Below are 22,296 nucleotides of genomic sequence, written 5' to 3' on the forward strand. Positions count from 1 at the left end.
GGAATGTGTTAAGCTTTAGCGATTACCCATACGGAGGAACTATGGATCACCGTTTACTTGAAATTATTGCCTGCCCGGTATGCAACGGCAAACTCTACTACAGCCAGGACAAACAGGAGCTGATTTGCAAGCTGGACAGCCTGGCTTTCCCGCTGCGTGACGGCATTCCGGTACTGCTTGAAAATGAAGCCCGCTCCCTGGTAGCAGAAGAGAGCAAACCATGAGTTTTGTTGTCATTATCCCTGCGCGTTATGCCTCAACGCGTCTGCCGGGTAAACCGCTGGTGGATATCAACGGCAAGCCGATGATTGTGCATGTTCTTGAACGCGCGCGTGAATCCGGTGCCGATCGCGTGATTGTTGCTACCGACCATCCTGACGTCGCCCGTGCGGTTGAGGCAGCAGGCGGTGAGGTATGCATGACCCGCGCCGATCACCAGTCCGGCACCGAACGTCTGGCGGAAGTGGTTGAGAAATGTGGTTTCAGTGATGATACGGTCATCGTAAACGTGCAGGGTGACGAGCCGATGATCCCGGCGGTGATTATCCGTCAGGTGGCCGAAAACCTGGCCCAGCGTCAGGTCGGAATGGCCACGCTGGCGGTACCCATTCACCACGCTGAAGAGGCATTCAATCCGAATGCGGTGAAGGTGGTCATGGATGCGGAAGGCTATGCGCTCTATTTCTCCCGAGCTACGATTCCGTGGGATCGCGATCGATTTGCGCTTTCTAAAGAGACCATCGGTGATACCTTCCTGCGTCATATTGGCATCTACGGCTATCGCGCCGGCTTTATTCGCCGCTATGTGGCCTGGGCGCCGAGCCCGCTGGAGCATATCGAAATGCTGGAGCAGCTTCGCGTGCTCTGGTACGGCGAGAAAATTCACGTTGCCGTTGCTGAGGAAGTTCCCGGCACGGGCGTAGACACCCCTGAAGATCTTGAGCGCGTTCGAGCCGAATTGCGTTAATCTTACCGGCATCTCTCCGCAGTGAGGGATGCACTCTCCGCTTTATTTTTCACTTTCTTTTTCCTGATTGATCTCTTCCGGGTGACATCTTCATTAAGGACGCTCATTATAAAAGCAGTAGTCTTAATGGGGGTAATCTCATATGGAACAGCTGCGTGCCGAACTTAGCCATCTGCTGGGTGAGAAATTAAGCCGGGTAGAATGCGTGAGTGAAAAGGCCGATACCGCGCTTTGGTCATTGTATGACAGTCAGGGCAACCCAATGCCGCTGATGGCCAGAAGTTTCACCTCGCCGGGAGTAGCCAGGCAGCTTGCATGGAAAATGTCGATGCTGGCGCGGGAGGGGACCGTCCGTATGCCGACGGTGTACGGCGTGATGACCCACGAGGAACACCCCGGCCCGGACGTGCTGCTGATTGAGCGTTTACGCGGTGTGTCCGTTGAAGCGCCTGCGCGCACGCCGGAACGCTGGGAGCAGTTAAAAGACCAGATTGTCGAGGCGCTGCTGGCCTGGCACCGTCAGGATAGCCGCGGGCTTGTTGGTCCGGTCGACAGCACTCAGGAAAACCTGTGGCCGCAGTGGTACCGCCAGCGGGTGGAAGTGCTCTGGGGGACGCTTAACCAGTTCAACAATACCGGTTTAACCATGCAGGACAAACGCATTCTGTTTCGCACCCGCGAGTGCCTACCGGCACTGTTCGACGGTTTTAATGACAACTGCGTTTTGATCCACGGTAATTTCACCCTGCGCAGCATGCTCAAAGATGCCCGCAGCGATCAGCTTCTGGCGATGCTCGGGCCGGGGATCATGCTCTGGGCTCCGCGCGAATATGAGCTCTTCAGGCTCAGCGACAGCGGGGCGGCGGAAGGTTTACTGTGGCATTACCTTCAGCGCGCCCCTGTTGCGGAAGCATTTCTCTGGCGGCGCTGGCTGTACCTGCTCTGGGACGAAGTCGCGCAGCTGGTGAACACCGGACGTTTTAATCGCGCAAACTTCGATCTGGCAACAAAATCACTGTTGCCCTGGCTCGCCTGACGATCCTTTCAGCCACTGCCAGAGGCGTCCAAGCGTCTCATAGCCGACGCGGTCGCTATGCATCAGCCACGCCGGGGAGGGAATAGCCCGCTCCCACGGGTTGAGCGGCGCGTCGACGGCCATCTGGTTTGCCGGCGCGGGAAGCGGGTGCAGGCCTTGCTTCTCAAAGAAAATCATCGCGCGCGGCAGGTGTGAGGCGGAGGTCACCAGTAAGAACGGGGCATCGCCAATCGCCTGCTTCACAGCGGCAGCCTCTTCTTCGGTATCTTTTGGGCTGTCGAGAGTGATTATTGAAGAACGCGGTACGCCGAGCGATTCCGCGACCCTGGCGCCCGCTTCAGCCGTGCTCACCGGGTTCGTTTTGGCCGCCGCGCCGGTGAAGATCATTCTTGATCCCGGATTCGCCAGCCAGAGGCGAATACCTTCGTTCAGCCGCGGCAGGCTGTTGTTGATCAGGTTTGAACTGGGGGCCCAGTCAGGATCCCAGGTATATCCGCCGCCCAGCACCACGATGTACGCCACTTTCTGCTTTCCCTGCCATGTCGGGTACTTGTTTTCGATGGGGCGTAGCAGACCATCCGCGACCGGTTGCAGGCTTAACAGCAGCAAGACTAACCAGCCGAGCGTGATAAGCGTTTTGCCACTTTTCTGAAAGCGACTGAACCACACCAGCGCCAGCCCCAGCGCGATGATGATGAGCAGCAGCGGAAGGGGAAGCATCATCCCTCCAATGTATTTCTTAAGGGTAAAAAGCATCCTTTTTGGTTCCTTTTTTGACCATATAGCAGGTGATTACCCGTGATATTACACCAGAGAGGTTCATTCTCCGCGCGGGTGTGACAAAATAGCGGTTTTGCAGTTAGCGAGTGGAACTCTCCCAATGCGGGATCGCAATTTTGATGACATCGCGGAAAAGTTTTCGCGCAACATTTATGGCACCACGAAAGGGCAGCTCCGTCAGACGATCCTCTGGCAGGATCTGGACACCATTCTGGCTACGTTCGGTGGTCAAACGTTGCGCGTGCTGGACGCCGGTGGCGGTGAAGGGCAGACGGCCATAAAAATGGCTGAACGCGGTCATCACGTCACGCTTTGCGATCTTTCTGCTGAAATGGTCGCCCGGGCGACGCGTGCGGCAGAAGAGAAAGGTGTGAGCGACAACATGCATTTCATACAATGCGCCGCTCAGGATATCGCACAGCATTTGGAAACCCAGGTTGATCTGATATTGTTTCATGCGGTGCTGGAGTGGGTTGCCGATCCGCAAAGCGTGTTACAAACCCTGTGGTCGATGTTGCGCCCGGGCGGCACGCTGTCGCTGATGTTCTACAATGCTAACGGCTTTCTGATGCACAACATGGTTGCAGGAAACTTCGACTATGTTCAGGTCGGGATGCCCAAAAAGAAAAAGCGCACGCTTTCCCCGGACTATCCGCGCGATCCACAGCAGGTTTATGGCTGGCTGGAAGCGATTGGCTGGCAGATAGTCGGGAAGACGGGCGTCAGGGTGTTTCATGATTATCTGCGTGAAAAACACAAACAGCGTGACTGTTTTGACACCTTAACAGAATTAGAAACGCGGTATTGCCGTCAGGAGCCTTTTATCAGCCTTGGCCGCTATATTCACGTCACCGCGCACAAGCCGCAGATGCAAGGATAACCTATGAGTGAATTTTCCCAGACAGTCCCCGAACTGGTTGCCTGGGCCAGGAAAAACGATTTCTCCATCTCGCTGCCGGTAGACAGACTCTCTTTCCTGCTGGCGGTTGCCACGCTGAACGGCGAACGGCTGGATGGTGAAATGAGCGAGGGTGAACTGGTGGATGCGTTCCGCCATGTCAGTGATGCGTTTGAGCAAACCAGCGAAACCATTAGCGTGCGTGCCAACAACGCAATCAACGATATGGTGCGTCAACGTCTGCTGAACCGCTTTACCAGCGAGCAGGCGGAAGGAAACGCCATCTATCGTCTGACGCCACTGGGCATCGGCATCACCGATTATTATATCCGCCAGCGTGAATTTTCCACGCTGCGTCTTTCCATGCAGCTCTCGATCGTGGCGGGTGAGCTTAAGCGCGCCGCCGACGCGGCGGATGAAAACGGTGACGAATTCCACTGGCACCGTAACGTCTACGCGCCGCTGAAATATTCGGTGGCAGAGATTTTCGACAGTATCGATCTCACCCAGCGCCTGATGGACGAGCAGCAGCAGCAGGTGAAAGACGATATCGCGCAGCTGCTGAATAAAGACTGGCGAGCGGCCATCTCCAGCTGCGAACTTCTGCTGTCAGAAACCTCCGGCACGCTGCGTGAGCTCCAGGATACGCTGGAAGCCGCAGGGGATAAGCTTCAGGCGAACCTTCTGCGCATCCAGGATGCGACCCTGGCGCACGACGATCTGCACTTTATTGACCGTCTGGTGTTCGACCTGCAGAGCAAACTCGACCGTATTATCAGCTGGGGCCAGCAGTCGATCGACCTGTGGATCGGCTATGACCGACACGTGCATAAATTTATCCGTACCGCGATCGATATGGATAAAAACCGCGTGTTTGCTCAGCGTCTGCGTCAGTCGGTACAGACCTATTTCGATGCGCCGTGGGCGTTGACCTACGCCAATGCCGATCGTCTGCTGGATATGCGTGACGAAGAGATGGCGCTGCGCGATGAAGAGGTGACCGGTGAACTGCCGCCGGATCTGGAATACGAAGAATTTAACGAAATTCGCGAGCAGCTTGCGGCGATGATCGAAGAACAGCTCGCGGTCTACAAAACCAGACAAGCTCCGCTGGATCTTGGACTCGTGGTGCGCGACTATCTGGCGCAATATCCTCGTGCGCGCCACTTCGACGTTGCCCGCATTGTGGTAGACCAGGCGGTGCGCCTGGGTATCGCGCAAGCAGATTTCACCGGACTGCCGCCGAAGTGGCAGCCAATTAACGATTACGGAGCCAAGGTACAGGCGCATGTCATTGACAAATATTGAACAAGTGATGCCGGTTAAGCTGGCACAGGCGCTGGCGAATCCGTTATTTCCGGCGCTGGACAGCCAGCTGCGTGCCGGTCGTCACATTGGCTTAGACGAGCTGGATAATCACGCCTTTTTGATGGACTTCCAGGAGTACCTGGAAGAATTTTACGCGCGCTACAACGTGGAGCTTATCCGAGCGCCGGAAGGGTTTTTCTACCTGCGCCCGCGCTCCACGACGCTGATTCCGCGTTCCGTGCTCTCCGAGCTGGATATGATGGTCGGCAAAATTCTTTGCTACCTCTACCTCAGCCCGGAACGTCTGGCGAATGAAGGGATCTTCACCCAGCAGGAACTTTACGACGAGCTGTTGACGCTGGCAGATGAGAGCAAGCTGCTCAAGCTGGTGAACAACCGTTCCACGGGTTCGGATCTTGACCGTCAGAAATTACAGGAAAAGGTTCGCTCTTCCCTGAACCGTCTGCGTCGTCTGGGAATGGTCTGGTTTATGGGCCATGACAGCAGCAAATTCCGCATTACGGAATCTGTCTTCCGCTTCGGCGCCGACGTGCGTGCGGGCGATGACGCGCGTGAAGCGCAGCTTCGCATGATCCGCGACGGTGAAGCGATGCCGGTGGAAAACCATTTGCAGCTCAATGATGAGCATGAAGAGAATCTGCCGGATAGCGGGGAGGAAGAGTAATGATTGAACGCGGTAAATTTCGCTCACTGACGCTGATTAACTGGAACGGCTTCTTTGCCCGAACGTTCGATCTGGATGAGCTGGTCACGACGCTCTCCGGCGGTAACGGGGCGGGTAAATCCACCACCATGGCGGCCTTTGTCACGGCGCTGATCCCTGACCTGACGCTGCTTCACTTCCGTAACACCACCGAAGCGGGGGCAACAAGCGGCTCCCGTGATAAAGGTCTGCACGGTAAGCTGAAGGCCGGCGTCTGTTATTCGGTTCTGGACGTCATTAACTCCCGCCATCAGCGTGTAGTCGTGGGCGTGCGCCTGCAGCAGGTCGCCGGCCGCGACCGTAAAGTGGATATCAAGCCGTTTGCGATTCAGGGCTTGCCGACCTCCGTGCAGCCGACGGCGCTGCTGACGGAAACTCTGAACGAACGCCAGGCGCGCGTGCTAACGCTGCAGGAGCTGAAAGATAAGCTCGAAGCGATCGAAGGCGTGCAGTTCAAGCAGTTCAACTCGATTACCGACTACCACTCGCTCATGTTCGATCTGGGCGTGGTTGCGCGTCGTCTGCGCACGGCATCAGACCGAAGCAAATACTATCGCCTGATTGAAGCGTCTCTGTACGGCGGTATCTCCAGCGCGATTACCCGCTCCCTGCGCGACTACCTGCTGCCGGAAAACAGCGGGGTGCGTAAGGCCTTCCAGGATATGGAAGCGGCGCTGCGTGAAAACCGTATGACGCTGGAAGCGATACGCGTTACCCAGTCCGATCGTGACCTGTTTAAACACCTGATCAGCGAAGCCACCAACTACGTGGCGGCGGACTACATGCGCCACGCCAACGAGCGCCGCGTCCACCTCGATCAGGCATTAGAATACCGTCGCGAGCTGTTTACCTCCCGTAAACAGCTGGTGGCCGAGCAGTACAAGCACGTCGAAATGGCGCGCGAACTCGGTGAGCACAACGGTGCCGAGGGCGACCTTGAAGCCGACTACCAGGCCGCCAGCGATCACCTGAACCTGGTGCAAACTGCGCTCCGTCAGCAGGAAAAAATCGAGCGCTATGAAGCGGACCTCGACGAGCTGCAGATCCGTCTCGAAGAGCAAAATGAAGTGGTGGCCGAAGCCGCTGACATGCAGGAAGAGAACGAAGCCCGCGCCGAAGCCGCCGAGCTGGAAGTGGATGAGCTGAAAAGCCAGCTTGCCGATTACCAGCAGGCGCTGGACGTGCAGCAGACGCGCGCGATTCAGTACACCCAGGCACTGCAGGCATTGCAGCGCGCGAAAGAGCTGTGCCATCTGCCTGACCTGACGCCGGAAAGCGCCGACGAGTGGCTGGATACCTTCCAGGCCAAAGAGCAGGAAGCCACCGAAAAACTGCTGTCCCTCGAACAGAAAATGAGCGTCGCGCAAACGGCGCACAGCCAGTTTGAGCAGGCTTATCAGTTAGTCGTTGCGATTAACGGCCCGCTGGCGCGTAGCGAAGCCTGGGACGTTGCCCGTGAGCTGCTGCGCGACGGCGTGAACCAGCGCCATCTGGCCGAGCAGGTTCAGCCGCTGCGTATGCGTCTGAACGAGCTGGAGCAGCGCCTGCGCGAGCAGCAGGAAGCCGAGCGTCTGCTGGCGGAATTCTGCAAGCGTCAGGGAAAAAATTACGATTTCGACGAGCTTGAGGCCCTGCATCAGGAGCTGGAAGCGCGTATCGCTGCGCTTTCAGACACGGTCTCCAGCGCCAGCGAACAGCGTATGACTCTGCGTCAGGAGCTGGAGCAGCTTCAGTCCCGTTCGAAGACGCTTCTGGAGCGGGCGCCGGTCTGGCTGGCGGCTCAAAGCAGCCTGAACCAGCTCAGCGAACAGTGCGGCGAGCAGTTCGAATCCAGTCAGGAAGTGACAGAATACCTGCAGCAGCTGCTGGAGCGCGAGCGCGAAGCCATTGTTGAGCGTGATGAAGTGGGCGCGCGCAAGCGTGACGTTGACGAAGAAATTGAACGCTTAAGCCAGCCGGGCGGGTCAGAAGATCCGCGCCTGAATGCACTCGCCGAGCGTTTTGGCGGCGTGCTGCTGTCCGAGATTTATGACGATGTAGGTCTTGATGATGCCCCGTACTTCTCCGCGCTGTACGGTCCATCCCGCAACGCGATAGTGGTCCCGGATCTGTCGCTGATTTCTGAGCAGCTTGCCGGCCTGGAAGATTGTCCGGAAGATCTCTACCTGATCGAAGGGGATCCGCAGTCGTTCGATGACAGCGTATTCAGCGTCGACGAGCTGGAAAAAGCGGTGGTGGTGAAAATCGCCGACCGTCAGTGGCGCTATTCCCGCTTCCCTGAGCTGCCGCTGTTTGGCCGCGCCGCGCGCGAAAGCCGCATCGAAAGCCTGCACGCCGAGCGTGAAACGCTGTCTGAACGTTTTGCGACCCTGTCGTTTGACGTGCAGAAAACCCAGCGCCTGCACCAGGCGTTCAGCCGCTTTATCGGCAGCCATCTCGCCGTGGCATTTGACGCGGATCCGGAAGCCGAAATCCGCAAGCTCAATACCCGCCGTGGCGAGCTTGAACGTGCGATTGCCAGCCATGAAAGCGACAACCAGCAGAGCCGCGTCCAGTTCGAGCAGGCGAAAGAGGGCGTCGCGGCCCTTAACCGCATTCTGCCGCGTCTGAATCTGCTGGCGGATGACACCCTGGCCGATCGCGTGGACGAGATCCAGGAGCGTCTGGATGAAGCGCAGGAAGCCGCGCGCTTCGTGCAGCAGCACGGCAATCAGCTGGCGAAGCTGGAGCCTGTTGTTTCTGTTCTGCAGAGCGACCCGGAGCAGTTTGAGCAGTTAAAAGAAGATTATGCCTGGTCACAGCAGGTGCAGCGCGAGGCGCGTCAGCAGGCGTTTGCCCTGACGGAGGTGGTGCAGCGTCGCGCCCACTTCGGCTACTCCGATTCGGCGGAAATGCTAAGCGGTAACAGTGACCTGAACGAAAAGCTGCGTCAGCGTCTTGAGCAGGCTGAAGCGGAACGTACTCGCGCCCGCGAAGCAATGCGCAGCCACTCCGCTCAGCTGAACCAGTACAACCAGGTGCTGGCCTCGCTGAAAAGCTCCTTCGACACCAAGAAAGAGCTGTTAAACGATCTGCAGAAAGAGCTTCAGGACATCGGCGTTCGTGCCGACAGCGGGGCAGAAGAGCGTGCGCGTATCCGTCGTGACGAACTGCATTCGCAGCTCAGCAATAACCGTGCGCGTCGTAATCAGCTGGAAAAAGCGCTGACCTTCTGCGAAGCCGAAATGGATAACCTGACCCGTCGCCTGCGCAAGCTGGAACGCGATTATCACGAAATGCGTGAGCAGGTCGTGACCGCCAAGGCGGGTTGGTGCGCGGTGATGCGCATGGTGAAAGATAATAACGTCGAGCGTCGTCTGCACCGTCGCGAGCTGGCATATCTCTCCGCCGATGAGCTGCGTTCCATGTCGGATAAGGCGTTGGGTGCCCTGCGTCTGGCGGTGGCGGATAACGAACACCTGCGCGATGTCCTGCGCATGTCAGAGGATCCGAAACGTCCTGAACGTAAAATCCAGTTCTTCGTGGCGGTTTACCAGCACCTGCGCGAGCGTATTCGCCAGGACATCATCCGTACTGACGATCCGGTCGAAGCCATCGAACAGATGGAAATCGAGCTGGGCCGTCTGACGGAAGAGCTGACCTCCCGCGAGCAGAAGCTGGCAATCAGCTCCCGCAGCGTAGCGAACATTATTCGTAAAACCATTCAGCGCGAGCAGAACCGTATCCGCCAGCTCAACCAGGGGCTGCAGAGCGTGTCGTTTGGTCAGGTGAACAGCGTGCGCCTCAACGTTAACGTGCGTGAAGCGCATGCCACCCTGCTGGAAGTGCTTTCTGAGCAGCACGAGCAGCATCAGGATCTGTTTAACAGTAACCGTCTGACCTTCTCCGAAGCGCTGGCGAAGCTCTATCAGCGCCTGAACCCGCAGATTGATATGGGGCAGCGTACGCCGCAAACCATCGGTGAAGAGCTGCTGGACTACCGTAACTATCTGGAAATGGAAGTTGAGGTAAACCGTGGCTCAGACGGCTGGCTGCGTGCGGAATCCGGAGCGCTCTCTACCGGTGAAGCGATCGGTACCGGTATGTCAATTCTGGTGATGGTGGTACAGAGCTGGGAAGACGAAGCGCGCCGCCTGCGCGGCAAAGACATCTCCCCATGCCGACTGCTGTTCCTTGATGAGGCTGCGCGTCTTGATGCGCGCTCCATTGCCACGCTTTTTGAGCTTTGCGAACGTCTCGATATGCAGCTCATCATTGCGGCACCTGAGAACATCAGTCCCGAAAAAGGGACAACCTACAAGCTGGTGCGTAAAGTGTTCCAGAACAGCGAACACGTTCACGTTGTTGGGCTGCGTGGCTTTGCGCCGCAGCCGCCAGAATCATTGCCTGAAACCACGGCGGACGCTTCCTGAAGCGTCTTCTGACCCGAAGCGGCGCCCTGGCGCCGCTTTTTTTTAAACTTAACTTGTGCTTAGGGCTGCGTTATCTTTAAACTTCTTTACATAAGGTAAGGCAACAGCTTAGCCGTCTACCTATAATGAAAGAAAGCCCCAACGTGATGGGCATGTCGTGAAAACAGGGGGCAAGGGATGTTGCTTAAGAAAGAATGTGGTCGTCAGCTGTCGGCGCTAAGTTTATGCCTGGCAGTGATGTTTGCTCCACTGTTAACCGCCCAGGCCGACGAGCCTGAAATTGTGCCGACTGACAGCTCGGCAACGACGGGCGCGCAGCCAACGTCGTTGTCCCAGCCTCTGGACCAGTCTCCGGCAACGGCTATCATGGCCGGTATTAAGCCGCTGCCGGAAGGCATCGACGCCGAATCGCTCAGCCAGCAGCTGCAGTCGGGGCTGCCGTCCGGGTACGCGCCTGTCTATCTCAATCAGCTCACGCTCCTTTATGCTGCCCGCGATATGAAACCGATGTGGGAAAACCGCGATGCCGTTCGCGCCTTCCAGCAGCAGCTGGCGGAGGTCGCGATTGCAGGGTTTCAGCCGCAGTTTACAAAATGGGTTGAGCTGTTAACCGATCCTGCCGTCACCGGGCAGGCGCGAGACGTGGTGCTTTCCGATGCCATGATGGGCTACCTGCAGTTCGTGGCGGGTATTCCGGTCAACGGCAACCGTTGGCTTTACAGCGATAAGCCGTACAAGCTGGCGACGCCGGCGCTGTCGGTGATTAACCAATGGCAGTTAGCGCTGGATAACGGCGAACTGCCGCGCTTTATCGCCAGCCTCGCACCGGCGCACCCACAATATGCCACTCTTCACCAGTCGCTCCTCGCGCTGGTGGGTGACTCGCGCCCATGGCCTCAGATGCGCGGCACCGCGACGCTGCGTCCGGGGCAGTGGAGCAGCGATGTGCCTGCCCTGCGCGAGATCCTGACTCGCTCCGGTCTTCTTGATGGCGGGCCACATATTGCGTTGCCAGGCGACGATCCGCAAAATGCGGCGGTCAGCCCGTCAGCTCCCGTGAAAGAGAAAAAAACGATTGCCGTCAGCAATAAACCCGCAGCATACGATCGCGAGCTGGTTGCGGCAGTGAAGCAATTCCAGACCGCACAGGGGCTGGGGGCCGATGGCGTCATTGGCCAGACGACGCGAGACTGGCTGAACGTATCGCCTGCGCAGCGGGCAGGTGTGCTGGCGCTCAATATCCAGCGTTTGCGCCTGCTGCCTGGAACACTCTCTACCGGAATTATGGTTAACATTCCGGCTTATTCCCTGGTCTATTATCAGGACGGTAGCGAAAAACTGGCGTCGCGCGTGATTGTCGGGCGTCCGGATCGTAAAACACCGATGATGAGCAGCGCGCTGAATAACGTGGTGGTTAACCCACCGTGGAACGTGCCTCCGACGCTGGCGAGAAAAGACATTCTGCCGAAGGTCTGGAACGATCCGGGGTATCTGGAACGTCATGGCTATACGGTGATGCGCGGATGGAACAGTAAAGAGGCCATCGATCCTTATATGGTCGACTGGTCGACAATTACGGCTTCTAATCTGCCGTTCCGTTTCCAGCAGGCACCCGGGGCGCATAACTCTTTAGGGCGCTACAAATTCAATATGCCGAGTTCAGACGCTATCTATCTGCACGATACGCCGAACCACAATCTGTTCCAGAAAGATACTCGCGCGCTGAGTTCTGGCTGCGTACGCGTGAACAAAGCCTCGGAGCTGGCCAATATGCTATTGCAGGATGCGGGCTGGAACGATACGCGCATTTCCGATGCCCTGAAGCAGGGGGATACGCGTTACGTTAATATTCGACACAACATTCCGGTCAATCTCTACTATCTGACGGCGTTTGTTGGCGAAGACGGGCGTACTCAGTACCGTACAGATATTTACAATTATGATCTCACCGCGCGATCCGGCGCACAAATTTTGCCAAAAGCGGAACAATTAATCAGGTAAATGAAGCAGTTCGGGAAAAATGATTGTCGTAAGTTAGGGTGAATAAGGGGCAATATCGCTGTAAGCCGCGTATTCACTGGGGTTGGGCGCCTTGACGTACCCGGTTTTGCCAGTTAAGGTGCCCTTCGTGCGCTAAGCATATTACGATTTCTTTTACCTGTAGACCTGATTATCATGGACAAATTTGACGCTAATCGCCGCAAACTGCTGGCGTTAGGTGGTGTTGCGCTTGGCGCAGCGGCCATCTTGCCGACGCCAGCATTTGCCACCCTCTCGACACCTCGTCCGCGAGTTTTAACGCTCAACAATCTTCATACCGGTGAGTCGTTAAAAGCGGAGTTTTTCGATGGCAGAGGCTATATTCAGGATGAATTAGCAAGACTTAACCATTTTTTCCGTGATTTCCGCGCGAATAAAATAAAAGCCATCGATCCAGGACTGTTTGATCAGCTTTTCCGCCTTCAGGGCCTGCTGGGCACCAGCAAGCCGGTTCAGCTCATTTCTGGCTATCGCTCGATTGATACCAATAATGAACTGCGCGCCCACAGTCGCGGGGTAGCGAAAAAAAGCTATCACACGAAGGGACAGGCAATGGACTTCCATATTGAAGGCGTTTCGTTAGCCAATATTCGCAAAGCTGCGTTATCTATGCGCGCAGGTGGTGTAGGATATTACCCCAGCAGCAACTTTGTGCATATTGATACCGGTCCGGTTCGGCACTGGTAATAACGAAACACAGGAGCAGTATGAACTATCGTATTATTCCGGTTACCGCGTTCTCCCAGAATTGTTCATTGATCTGGTGCGAACAGACTAAACTGGCCGCGCTTGTCGATCCCGGCGGTGACGCTGAGAAGATCAAGCAGGAAGTCGCCGACAGCGGCGTGACGCTCATGCAGATTTTACTGACGCATGGTCACCTCGACCATGTGGGTGCAGCGGCTGAACTGGCTGAACACTACGGCGTGCCGATAGTTGGTCCGGAAAAAGAAGATGAGTTCTGGCTGCAGGGGTTACCCGCCCAAAGCCGCATGTTTGGCCTGGATGAGTGTCAGCCACTGACGCCCGATCGCTGGCTGAACGAAGGAGAGCGCGTTAGCATAGGGAATGTGACTTTACAGGTGTTGCATTGTCCTGGGCATACGCCAGGCCATATCGTCTTCTTCGATGACCAGTCCCGTCTGCTGATTTCCGGCGATGTGATCTTCAAAGGTGGCGTAGGACGCAGCGATTTTCCGCGCGGCGATCACGGTCAACTGATTCAGTCGATTAAACAGAAGTTATTGCCGCTGGGTGATGATGTAACGTTTATCCCTGGACACGGTCCGATGTCGACGCTGGGCTATGAACGGCTCCATAACCCGTTCCTTCAGGATGAAATGCCTGTCTGGTAACCCGAATAAAAAAAGCCTGCATAACGCAGGCTTTTTTATGGGCGCAAATTACAGTACGGCGACAATCGCTTCGCACAGTGGCGCCATGTTGTCAGGCGTCATGCCTGCAACGTTCACGCGGCCAGAGGCCACGGCGTACACGCCAAACTCTTCACGCAGACGCAGAACCTGCTCTTTGGTCAGGCCGCTGAATGAGAACATGCCGTTCTGTTTGATGATAAAGCTGAAGTCGCGATCCGCGCCTTTCTCAGCCAGGGTGTTCACAAACAGCAGGCGCATGCGCTGAATACGCTGACGCATATCGTTCAGCTCTTGTTCCCAGATAGCGCGCAGCGCATCGTTGCTCAGGATAGTCGCAACAACAGACGCACCGTGTGCCGGTGGGTTAGAGTAGTTAGCGCGGATAACCGATTTCATCTGGCTGAACGCACGATCGACGGTCTCTTCGTTAGCGGCAACCAGCGTACAGGCACCCACGCGCTCATTGTACAGACCAAAGTTCTTGGAGTAGGAGCTTGCGACAATCAGCTCCTGGTGCACGGCGGCGAACGCGCGCAGGCCTTCGGCATCTTCTTCCAGACCACGGGCGAAGCCCTGGTAGGCAAAATCAAACAGCGGCAGCCAGCCTTTCTCTACGGACAGCTTCGCCAGGTGTTGCCACTGCTCAAGCGTCGGGTCGATACCGGTTGGGTTGTGGCAGCAGCCGTGGAACAGCACCACGTCACCTGCCTGCGCCTCGCTCAGGCTCGCCAGCAGGCCGTCAAAGTCGAGAGAGTGGTTTGCCGCGTCGTAGTAGGCGTATTCACGCACTTCCAGACCCGCAGAGTTAAACACGCTCTTGTGGTTCGGCCAGCTTGGGTTGCTTACCCATACGCGCTTAACAGAAGTGTTTTTCGCAAGGAAATCCGCCGCCACGCGCAGCGCACCGGTACCGCCTGGGGTCTGTGCTGTGCGGGCACGTTTGTCACTCACAATTGCACTGCCTTTACCGAACAGCAGCTCCTGGGTGCAGCGACCAAATTCAGGGATACCATCAATACCGAGGTAGTTTTTGGTGGTTTCGTTTTCCAGCAGATACTGCTCAGCTTTCTTAACGCTGGTCAGTACCGGAGTTTTGCCGGTTTCATCTTTATATACACCAATACCCAGGTTGATTTTGCCAGGGCGGTCGTCGGCACGAAACAGATCGGCCAGGCCCAGAATCGGGTCGGCAGGAGCGGCGGTAATGTTCTCAAACATGACGAAGTTCCATTGTGATTACAGAAGTGAAATCCGCTATCAGGTTAACGGTAGATTTACAAAATGCCAACCGTTTGCGACGAAAAGCGTGCGGCTTTTCAAAAGTCGCCATTATTTTCTGTCAGGCATAAAAAAACAGGGCCGAAGCCCTGTTCATTAAGCATATAACAAAGTGGTGTTCTGATTAGAACTGGTAGGTTACGCCAACGGTAGCCTGGTTGTCAGAGCCAACCCAGCTGGTGGACGCATCTTTGTCGTCCAGCAGGTTGAAGCGGTAGTCACCGTACACGTTGAAGTTCTTGTTGAAGTAGTAAGTCGCACCAGTGGTGATGTATTTCGCCAGGTCACGGTCGCCGATGCCGTTCAGGTCTTTACCTTTGGACTGAACGTAAGAAACGGAAGGACGCAGGCCGAAGTCGAACTGGTACTGAGCGATAACTTCGAAGTTCTGAGTCTTGTTAGCAATGTTATAAACATTACCATCATCATTCGGAACATAGTTTTCGCCGCTGTTACCCAGGCGGCTCATGTTGCGAGTCTCTGCATAAACGGTCGCGAGGTAGATGTTGTTTGCGTCGTATTTCGCGCCAACAGCCCAGGATTCAGCTTTATCGCCTTTACCATCTTTTTTCTGCTCAAGCGTACGGTTAGCGGTGCTGTAGGCACCGATCAGACCGAAGCCTTCGCCGAACTCGTAGCCCAGTGACAGACCAACGCCGTCGCCGTTTGCTTCATTCAGGTTTTTACGATCGTTTTTACCCTGGTATTGAACGCCAAAGTTCAGACCATCAACCAGACCGAAGAAGTTGTTGTTACGGTAGGTCAGCAGGCCAGTAGAACGGCTGGTCATGTAGTTATCAACATAACCGCCACCCCAGGTTTCGCCAGAGAAGGATGGAGCCATATCGGTGTAGGATTCTACGTCATACACGATACCGTAGTTACGACCGTAGTCCAGAGAACCCGCGTCAGCGATTTTCAGGCCAGCGAAAGCCAGACGAGTTACGTTAGTCTGGTCACCTTCAGCTGCACCGGCGCGTGCACGGTATTCCCACTGGCCGTAACCGGTCAGCTGATCATTGATCTGAGTTTCGCCTTTGAAGCCGATCTGGCCATAAGAGGAGTCAGCGTTTTTGTGTACGCCAGAAGTGGTGAAGCCGTGTTCACCCACAACTTTACCGTAGAAGTCCAGCTTGTTGCCGTTCTTGTTATAGATTTCTGCAGCGTTAGCTGCACCGGCTACCAGCAGGGCAGGGATTACCACTGCCAGAATATTGCGCTTCATCATTATTTATTACCCTCATTGGTTTTTTTATGACACTCGCCACTGCCGTCAATAAATTCTGTCAATAAATATTTCCGGAACTATTGATGAGAGTTAGGTGTCTTTATGTATCTGACAGGCATCTTTCCATTCGCCGAAGCGTTTCGCTAGCCTGAAAGTGCTACAATTCTCAAGATTGAGTAACAGAAAGAAAATATGTGTAACTAAATATGTATTTTTGGGAACTTTGTGAACCACCTCAAACTTCAGAGTGCCCTGGCGAATTAAACAACAGAGCAAATCCTATATATATGAATTCCTTATGATTAATTTGGATAAAGGCAATTCATATAAACAGACGCTAAACGACCCGTTTTTTCTTATAACTCCTGAAAGCCTTCTGGATGGCTGTAAAAATGGTTGAAATTTGTGCTATTGCCCGATGGGGAAATAATCGCAATAAGAATAGGGTTTATTTTTTGTGGCTGGATGTTTCGCGGAAACAAAACGTAACAGGTAGTGGTTGTGACGGGGCGAAGGTTTAAAGATGCTGACTTTAAGCTGACGAAAACTGACAATGCAGAATAAAATAATGGCCAGCATCTGCTGGCCATTTTAGTCTTTTAGCGATTAGAAGCTGGCGTTACGTGGAGTACGTGGGAACGGAATCACGTCGCGTACGTTCTGAACACCGGTAACGTAGGCAATCAGACGCTCGAAGCCCAGACCAAAACCGGCGTGCGGTACGGTACCGTAACGGCGCAGATCGCGGTACCAGCTGTAATCAGCTGGGTTGAGCCCCATCTCTTCCATACGCGCGTCCAGCACATCAAGACGCTCTTCACGCTGAGAGCCACCGATGATTTCACCAATGCCCGGCGCCAGGACGTCCATCGCTGCCACGGTTTTACCGTCTTCGTTAAGGCGCATATAGAAGGCCTTAATGTCTTTCGGGTAGTTTTTAACGACAACCGGCGCTTTGAAATGCTTCTCGGCCAGATAGCGCTCGTGCTCAGACGCCAGGTCAACGCCCCAGTAAACCGGGTTCTCGAACTTCTCACCGCATTTCTCGAGGATCGCCACCGCGTCGGTGTAGTCCACCTGCGCAAAGTCGGCTGAGACAAAACGCTCCAGACGCGCTACTGCATCGCTGTCTACGCGTTCTGCAAAGAATTTCATGTCGTCAGGACGCTCTTCCAGCACCGCTTTGAAGACGTACTTGAGCATCGCTTCCGCCAGGCCCGCAACATCGTCCAGGTCGGCGAACGCCACTTCCGGCTCCAGCATCCAGAATTCCGCCAGGTGACGGCTGGTGTTGGAGTTTTCTGCGCGGAAGGTAGGGCCGAAGGTGTAGATCTTAGACAGCGCACAGGCGTACGTTTCGCCGTTGAGCTGACCGGATACCGTCAGGAAAGCTTCTTTGCCAAAGAAGTCTTTGTCATAGTCCACTTTACCTTCAGGCGTGCGCGGCAGGTTTTCCATGTCCAGCGTCGAGACGCGGAACATCTCACCGGCACCTTCTGTGTCGGACGCAGTGATCAGCGGGGTAGACACCCAGAAGTAACCCTGTTCATCGAAGAAACGATGCAGCGCCTGCGCCAGCGTATGACGCACGCGCGCCACCGCACCAATCAGGTTGGTACGCGGACGCAGGTGGGCCACTTCACGCAGATATTCGATGCTGTGACGTTTAGCCGCCATCGGATAGGTATCCGGATCTTCAACCCAGCCGGTGACTTCAATGGCAGAAGCCTGAATTTCGAAGCTCTGGCCCTGACCCGGTGATGCTACAACCACGCCGGTGACAATAACGGAACAGCCCGTTGTCAGGTGCAGAACGTCATCATTGTAATTGGGCAGAGAATTATTAATGACGGCCTGTACAGGATCAAAGCAGGAACCGTCATAGACGGCGAGGAAGGAGATGCCAGCTTTAGAATCTCGGCGGGTACGCACCCATCCGCGCACGGTGACTTCCTGGTCAACGGCGACACGGCCCTGGAGTACGTCGGCTACAGGCACAACGCTCATAATATTCTCTCTGTTAATAGTCGGAAAAAATAAACACTTGTCCACCCTTATGGGGGGATATCTATGTTACCTGCCATCCGCTATCAGACAAGTAAATTTCGCAGTCAAAAGAGAAGAATTGAGAAATAAATAAGGGAAGGGAGCCATAAAGGCTCCCGTAAGCGCTTAACTGGCTTTTTTAATCAAGGGGAGATCGAACGCTTTGCGCAATGCGCGGACAAACGCTTTGTCATGGCAGATGGTTTTACCCGGACTGTCGGAGAGTTTCGCCACCGGCTTGCCGTTACATTCCACCAGCTTTATCACGATATTCAGAGGTTTTACCTGAGGAATGTCGCAGGTCAACCGGGTACCAATCCCGAAACTCAGGTTCACTCTGGTGTTGAAATGACGATAGAGTTCGACCGCTTTCGCCAGGTCGAGATTATCCGAGAAGACGAGCACTTTGCTCATCGGGTCAATGCCAAGTTTCTCGTAATGGGCAATCGCTTTCTCGCCCCACTCGATCGGATCCCCTGAATCGTGGCGTAACCCCTGATATCGCTCTGCAAATTCAGGTCCAAAGTCGCGAAGGAAGGCATCCATCGTAATGCAGTCGGTGAGGGCGATCCCGAGTTGATTCGGGTACTCCTCAAGCCATGCGGCCAGCGCCGCTCGCTGGCTGTTGGCCAGGTCAGGGCTGATCTGCTGATGCGCCTGGAACCACTCGTGCGCCTGGGTGCCCATCGGCGTCAGGTTGAGGCGACGGGCCAGATCGTAGTTACTGGTGCCCACGAACCACGGCTCCTGCTGCAGACGTTTAACGATGGCCTCCTGTACGTCGCGCGAAAAACGGCGCCGCGTACCAAAGTCCATCAGGCGGAAGCGGGACATGTCCAGCCCTGCGGTCAGCGTGGAGAAGGCTGCGAGTTTGTTTTCCAGTGAGGAGACAGCCTGCGCTACGCCTTTTTCCGGCGAACGGTAGCGGTGAGCCAGTTCACTGATCACCGCCAGAAGCGGCACTTCCCACATGATCACTTCCCGCCACGGACCTTCAAGGCGAATATCCAGCTTGCCGTTATCGTTAAGCACGGTGACCTGCTCCGGCTTATAGCGGAAATCGCGCAGCCAGTTCAGATAGTCGGCTTTGAAGAAAGGCAGGCCAGAAAGCCACTGATATTCCTCGTCCTGCAGCGTCAGATGCTGCATAGCATCGACCTGTTCACGAATGGCGTCTGCGTAGATACCGAGCAAGTCGTCGCCACGACAGCGGAATTCCGCCGCGACGTGAACGTCATAGTAGTGGTGGAAAACGGCTTGCTGCATATGCAGTTTATACGCGTCGGTATCCAGCAACGTATGCAGAACTGGAGAAGCGAATTGAGTCATAGGTGCGCAGTAGCATCCTCTCACAGGAGCGTTTAGTACAATAAACAACTCCGGAGTATACCTTGTTTAGTGATTTATTGAACCCCGATCACAACATAAGCGCGTTTTATGGTCGAGGGCATTTTGTGCCCCGTGTTATACAAATGTAGCAAAAAAGGGTTTTGACCCTGAAAAGATGAACATTCTGCATAGCGCGATTTGCGCAACAGGAATATATTGAAACGTTACTCGACAAACGATGCATAAGGTTTTCTATGACACAACAGCCACAAGCCAAATACCGCCACGACTACCGTGCGCCGGATTACCTGATTAGCGAAATCGATCTGACTTTTGACCTGGATGCCACAAAAACCGTTGTCACGGCGGTGAGTCAGGTGACGCGCCACAGCGCAACCGCCGTTCCGCTGCGTCTGGATGGCGAAGACCTGACGCTGGTCTCCCTGCATATCAATGATGAAGCCTGGTCGGACTATAAAGAAGAAAACAACCAGCTGGTCATCGACAACCTGCCGGAACAGTTTACGCTGCGCATCGTGAATGAAATCAGCCCGGCCGCCAATACCGCGCTGGAAGGGCTTTACCAGTCTGGCGTGGCGCTGTGTACCCAGTGTGAAGCGGAAGGGTTCCGCCACATTACCTGGTATCTCGACCGTCCGGACGTCCTGGCGCGCTTCACCACCAAAATCATCGCCGATAAAACCCTGTATCCCTTCCTGCTCTCCAACGGCAACCGCGTAGGTGAAGGCGAGCTGGAGAATGGCCGTCACTGGGTTCAGTGGCAGGATCCGTTCCCGAAACCGTGCTACCTGTTTGCGCTGGTGGCGGGGGACTTCGACGTGCTGCGTGACACCTTCAAAACGCGCTCAGGCCGCGAGGTGGCGCTGGAGCTGTTCGTAGACCGCGGTAACCTTGACCGCGCGCCGTGGGCGATGACCTCGCTCATCAACTCCATGAAGTGGGACGAAGAGCGCTTCGGCCTCGAATATGACCTCGACATCTATATGATCGTCGCCGTTGATTTCTTCAACATGGGCGCAATGGAGAATAAAGGCCTCAACGTCTTTAACTCCAAATACGTGCTGGCGCGAACCGATACCGCTACCGATAAAGATTATCTCGATATCGAACGCGTCATCGGCCACGAATATTTCCACAACTGGACCGGTAACCGCGTCACCTGTCGCGACTGGTTCCAGCTGAGCCTGAAAGAGGGCCTCACCGTCTTCCGCGATCAGGAGTTCAGCTCCGATCTGGGTTCACGCGCGGTGAACCGCATCAACAACGTGCGTACCATGCGCGGCCTGCAGTTTGCGGAAGATGCCAGCCCAATGGCGCACCCGATCCGCCCGGATAAAGTCATCGAAATGAACAACTTCTATACCCTGACGGTGTACGAGAAGGGTGCAGAAATTATCCGCATGATCCATACCCTGCTGGGTGAAGAGAACTTCCAGAAAGGGATGCAGCTCTACTTCGAGCGTCATGACGGCAGCGCGGCCACCTGCGACGATTTCGTGCAGGCGATGGAAGATGCCTCTAATGTCGATCTTTCCCACTTCCGCCGCTGGTACAGCCAGGCCGGTACGCCAATTGTTACCGTCAAAGACGACTACAATCCGGAAACCGAGCAGTACACGCTGACCATCAGTCAGCGCACGCCGCCGACGGCAGAGCAGGAAGAGAAATACCCGCTGCATATTCCGTTCAGCATTGAGCTGTACGATAACGAAGGCAAAGTCATCCCACTGCAGAAGGGCGGCCACCCGGTACACCACGTATTGAACGTGACCCAGGCCGAGCAGACCTTTATCTTTGATAACGTCTACTTCCAGCCGGTGCCTGCTCTGCTGTGCGAATTCTCCGCGCCGGTGAAGCTGGAGTACAAGTGGAGCGATCAGCAGCTGACGTTCCTGATGCGTCACTCGCGCAACGATTTCTCCCGCTGGGATGCGGCGCAAAGCCTGCTGGCGACCTACATCAAGATCAACGTAAACCGTCACCAGCAGGGCCAGCCGCTGTCGCTGCCTGTGCACGTGGCTGACGCGTTCCGCGCGATCCTGCTGGATGAGAAGATTGACCCGGCGCTCGCCGCTGAAATTCTGACCCTGCCGTCAGCAACGGAAATCGCCGAGTTGTTCGAGATTATCGATCCGATCGCGATCGTGGCGGTGCGTGAAGCGCTGACCCGTACGCTGGCTGCTGAGCTGGCGGACGAGTTCCTCGCCATTTATAACGCCAACAAGCTTGATGCTTATCGCGTTGAGCACGCGGACATTGGTAAACGTTCTCTGCGTAATACCTGCCTGCGCTACCTGGCGTTTGGTGAAACCGAGCTCGCGAACACCCTTGTGAGCAAGCAGTATCATGAAGCGGATAACATGACCGACGCGCTGGCCGCGCTGGGTGCAAGCGTTGCCGCTGAGCTGCCGTGCCGCGACGCGCTGATGCAGGAGTACGACGACAAGTGGCATCAGGATGGCCTGGTGATGGACAAGTGGTTCATCCTGCAGGCGACCAGCCCGGCGGCCGATGCGCTCAGCAACGTGCGCAGCCTGCTGAAGCATCGTTCCTTTACCCTGAGCAATCCGAACCGCGTGCGTTCGCTGATTGGCGCGTTTGCAAGCAGCAACCCGGCCGCGTTCCACGCCGAAGACGGCAGCGGTTATCAGTTCATGGTGGAAATGCTGACCGAGCTGAACAGCCGTAACCCGCAGGTGGCGTCGCGCCTGATTGAGCCGCTGATCCGTCTGAAACGCTACGATGCGAAGCGTCAGGCGAAAATGCGTGCCGCGCTTGAGCAGCTGAAAGGGCTGGAAAACCTGTCTGGCGATCTGTACGAGAAGATTGCTAAAGCCTTAGCGTAATAAAAGT

At 55.6% G+C, this 22,296-nt stretch carries 16 protein-coding genes; 11 read left to right on the forward strand and 5 right to left on the reverse strand.

The window, feature by feature from the left end; translation table 11 throughout:
* Positions 1-41 precede the first annotated feature (41 nt).
* The 3 genes from ycaR to LRM19_RS03355 all read left to right on the forward strand — a co-directional run bounded on the left by ycaR (position 42) and on the right by LRM19_RS03355 (position 2,003).
* Complete coding sequence (gene ycaR / locus LRM19_RS03345) at positions 42-224, forward strand: protein YcaR (protein WP_006174474.1); 183 nt, start codon at positions 42-44, stop codon at positions 222-224.
* On the forward strand, positions 221-967 hold the full coding sequence (kdsB, locus tag LRM19_RS03350; protein WP_008499959.1) for a 3-deoxy-manno-octulosonate cytidylyltransferase: 747 nt from the start codon (positions 221-223) through the stop codon (positions 965-967). The genes ycaR and kdsB overlap by 4 nt, the downstream gene beginning before the upstream one ends.
* 142 nt (positions 968-1,109) lie before the next feature.
* On the forward strand, positions 1,110-2,003 hold the full coding sequence (locus LRM19_RS03355) for a YcbJ family phosphotransferase (protein ID WP_111964561.1): 894 nt from the start codon (positions 1,110-1,112) through the stop codon (positions 2,001-2,003).
* On the opposite strand, the gene elyC is transcribed toward LRM19_RS03355, so the two are convergent.
* The gene (gene elyC, locus LRM19_RS03360; RefSeq protein ID WP_063408037.1) at positions 1,980-2,759 is read right to left on the reverse strand and encodes an envelope biogenesis factor ElyC; all 780 of its coding nucleotides are present in this window, start codon (positions 2,757-2,759) and stop codon (positions 1,980-1,982) included. The two genes, LRM19_RS03355 and elyC, sit on opposite strands and share 24 nt — an antisense overlap.
* Before the next feature lie 124 nt (positions 2,760-2,883).
* Here elyC and cmoM point away from each other — a divergent pair, with 124 nt between their 5' ends.
* The 7 genes from cmoM to LRM19_RS03395 all read left to right on the forward strand — a co-directional run bounded on the left by cmoM (position 2,884) and on the right by LRM19_RS03395 (position 13,520).
* Entirely contained in the window at positions 2,884-3,663 is a 780-nt protein-coding gene (gene cmoM, locus LRM19_RS03365; RefSeq protein WP_023311004.1) for a tRNA uridine 5-oxyacetic acid(34) methyltransferase CmoM, read from the forward strand.
* 3 nt (positions 3,664-3,666) lie between these two features.
* Complete coding sequence (mukF, locus tag LRM19_RS03370; RefSeq protein WP_041910621.1) at positions 3,667-4,989, forward strand: chromosome partition protein MukF; 1,323 nt, start codon at positions 3,667-3,669, stop codon at positions 4,987-4,989.
* Complete coding sequence (gene mukE / locus LRM19_RS03375) at positions 4,970-5,674, forward strand: chromosome partition protein MukE (RefSeq protein WP_008499954.1); 705 nt, start codon at positions 4,970-4,972, stop codon at positions 5,672-5,674. The genes mukF and mukE overlap by 20 nt, the downstream gene beginning before the upstream one ends.
* A complete protein-coding gene (gene mukB / locus LRM19_RS03380) occupies positions 5,674-10,125 on the forward strand; it encodes a chromosome partition protein MukB (protein WP_133294105.1) in 4,452 nt (1,483 codons plus the stop codon). The genes mukE and mukB overlap by 1 nt, the downstream gene beginning before the upstream one ends.
* Before the next feature lie 177 nt (positions 10,126-10,302).
* Complete coding sequence (gene ldtD / locus LRM19_RS03385; RefSeq protein WP_115874641.1) at positions 10,303-12,126, forward strand: L,D-transpeptidase; 1,824 nt, start codon at positions 10,303-10,305, stop codon at positions 12,124-12,126.
* A 174-nt stretch (positions 12,127-12,300) separates the two neighbouring features.
* Complete coding sequence (locus tag LRM19_RS03390) at positions 12,301-12,852, forward strand: YcbK family protein (RefSeq protein WP_032639289.1); 552 nt, start codon at positions 12,301-12,303, stop codon at positions 12,850-12,852.
* 20 nt (positions 12,853-12,872) lie between these two features.
* Entirely contained in the window at positions 12,873-13,520 is a 648-nt protein-coding gene (locus LRM19_RS03395; protein WP_008499950.1) for an MBL fold metallo-hydrolase, read from the forward strand.
* Between the two features lie 48 nt (positions 13,521-13,568).
* Here the strand turns inward: LRM19_RS03395 and aspC are convergent, their stop codons facing one another.
* The 4 genes from aspC to pncB form a co-directional block, all read right to left on the reverse strand.
* Positions 13,569-14,759, reverse strand: coding sequence for an aspartate transaminase (aspC, locus tag LRM19_RS03400; protein WP_033145106.1), 1,191 nt, complete (start codon positions 14,757-14,759; stop codon positions 13,569-13,571).
* Positions 14,760-14,943: 184 nt separating this feature from the next.
* Complete coding sequence (locus LRM19_RS03405) at positions 14,944-16,047, reverse strand: porin (protein ID WP_047651295.1); 1,104 nt, start codon at positions 16,045-16,047, stop codon at positions 14,944-14,946.
* 606 nt (positions 16,048-16,653) lie between these two features.
* Entirely contained in the window at positions 16,654-18,054 is a 1,401-nt protein-coding gene (asnS, locus tag LRM19_RS03410; protein ID WP_023335141.1) for an asparagine--tRNA ligase, read from the reverse strand.
* 165 nt (positions 18,055-18,219) lie between these two features.
* Positions 18,220-19,422, reverse strand: a complete 1,203-nt coding sequence (gene pncB, locus LRM19_RS03415) for a nicotinate phosphoribosyltransferase (RefSeq protein WP_271367495.1) — start codon at positions 19,420-19,422, stop codon at positions 18,220-18,222.
* A gap of 254 nt (positions 19,423-19,676) precedes the next feature.
* On the opposite strand from pncB, the gene pepN reads away from it, so the two are divergent.
* Entirely contained in the window at positions 19,677-22,289 is a 2,613-nt protein-coding gene (gene pepN / locus LRM19_RS03420) for an aminopeptidase N (RefSeq protein WP_271367496.1), read from the forward strand.
* The last annotated feature ends 7 nt before the right edge of the window (positions 22,290-22,296 follow it).

Origin of the sequence: Enterobacter sp. PI-10 (genome assembly GCF_027947695.1) — a bacterium.
GTDB lineage: Bacteria > Pseudomonadota > Gammaproteobacteria > Enterobacterales > Enterobacteriaceae > Enterobacter > Enterobacter vonholyi.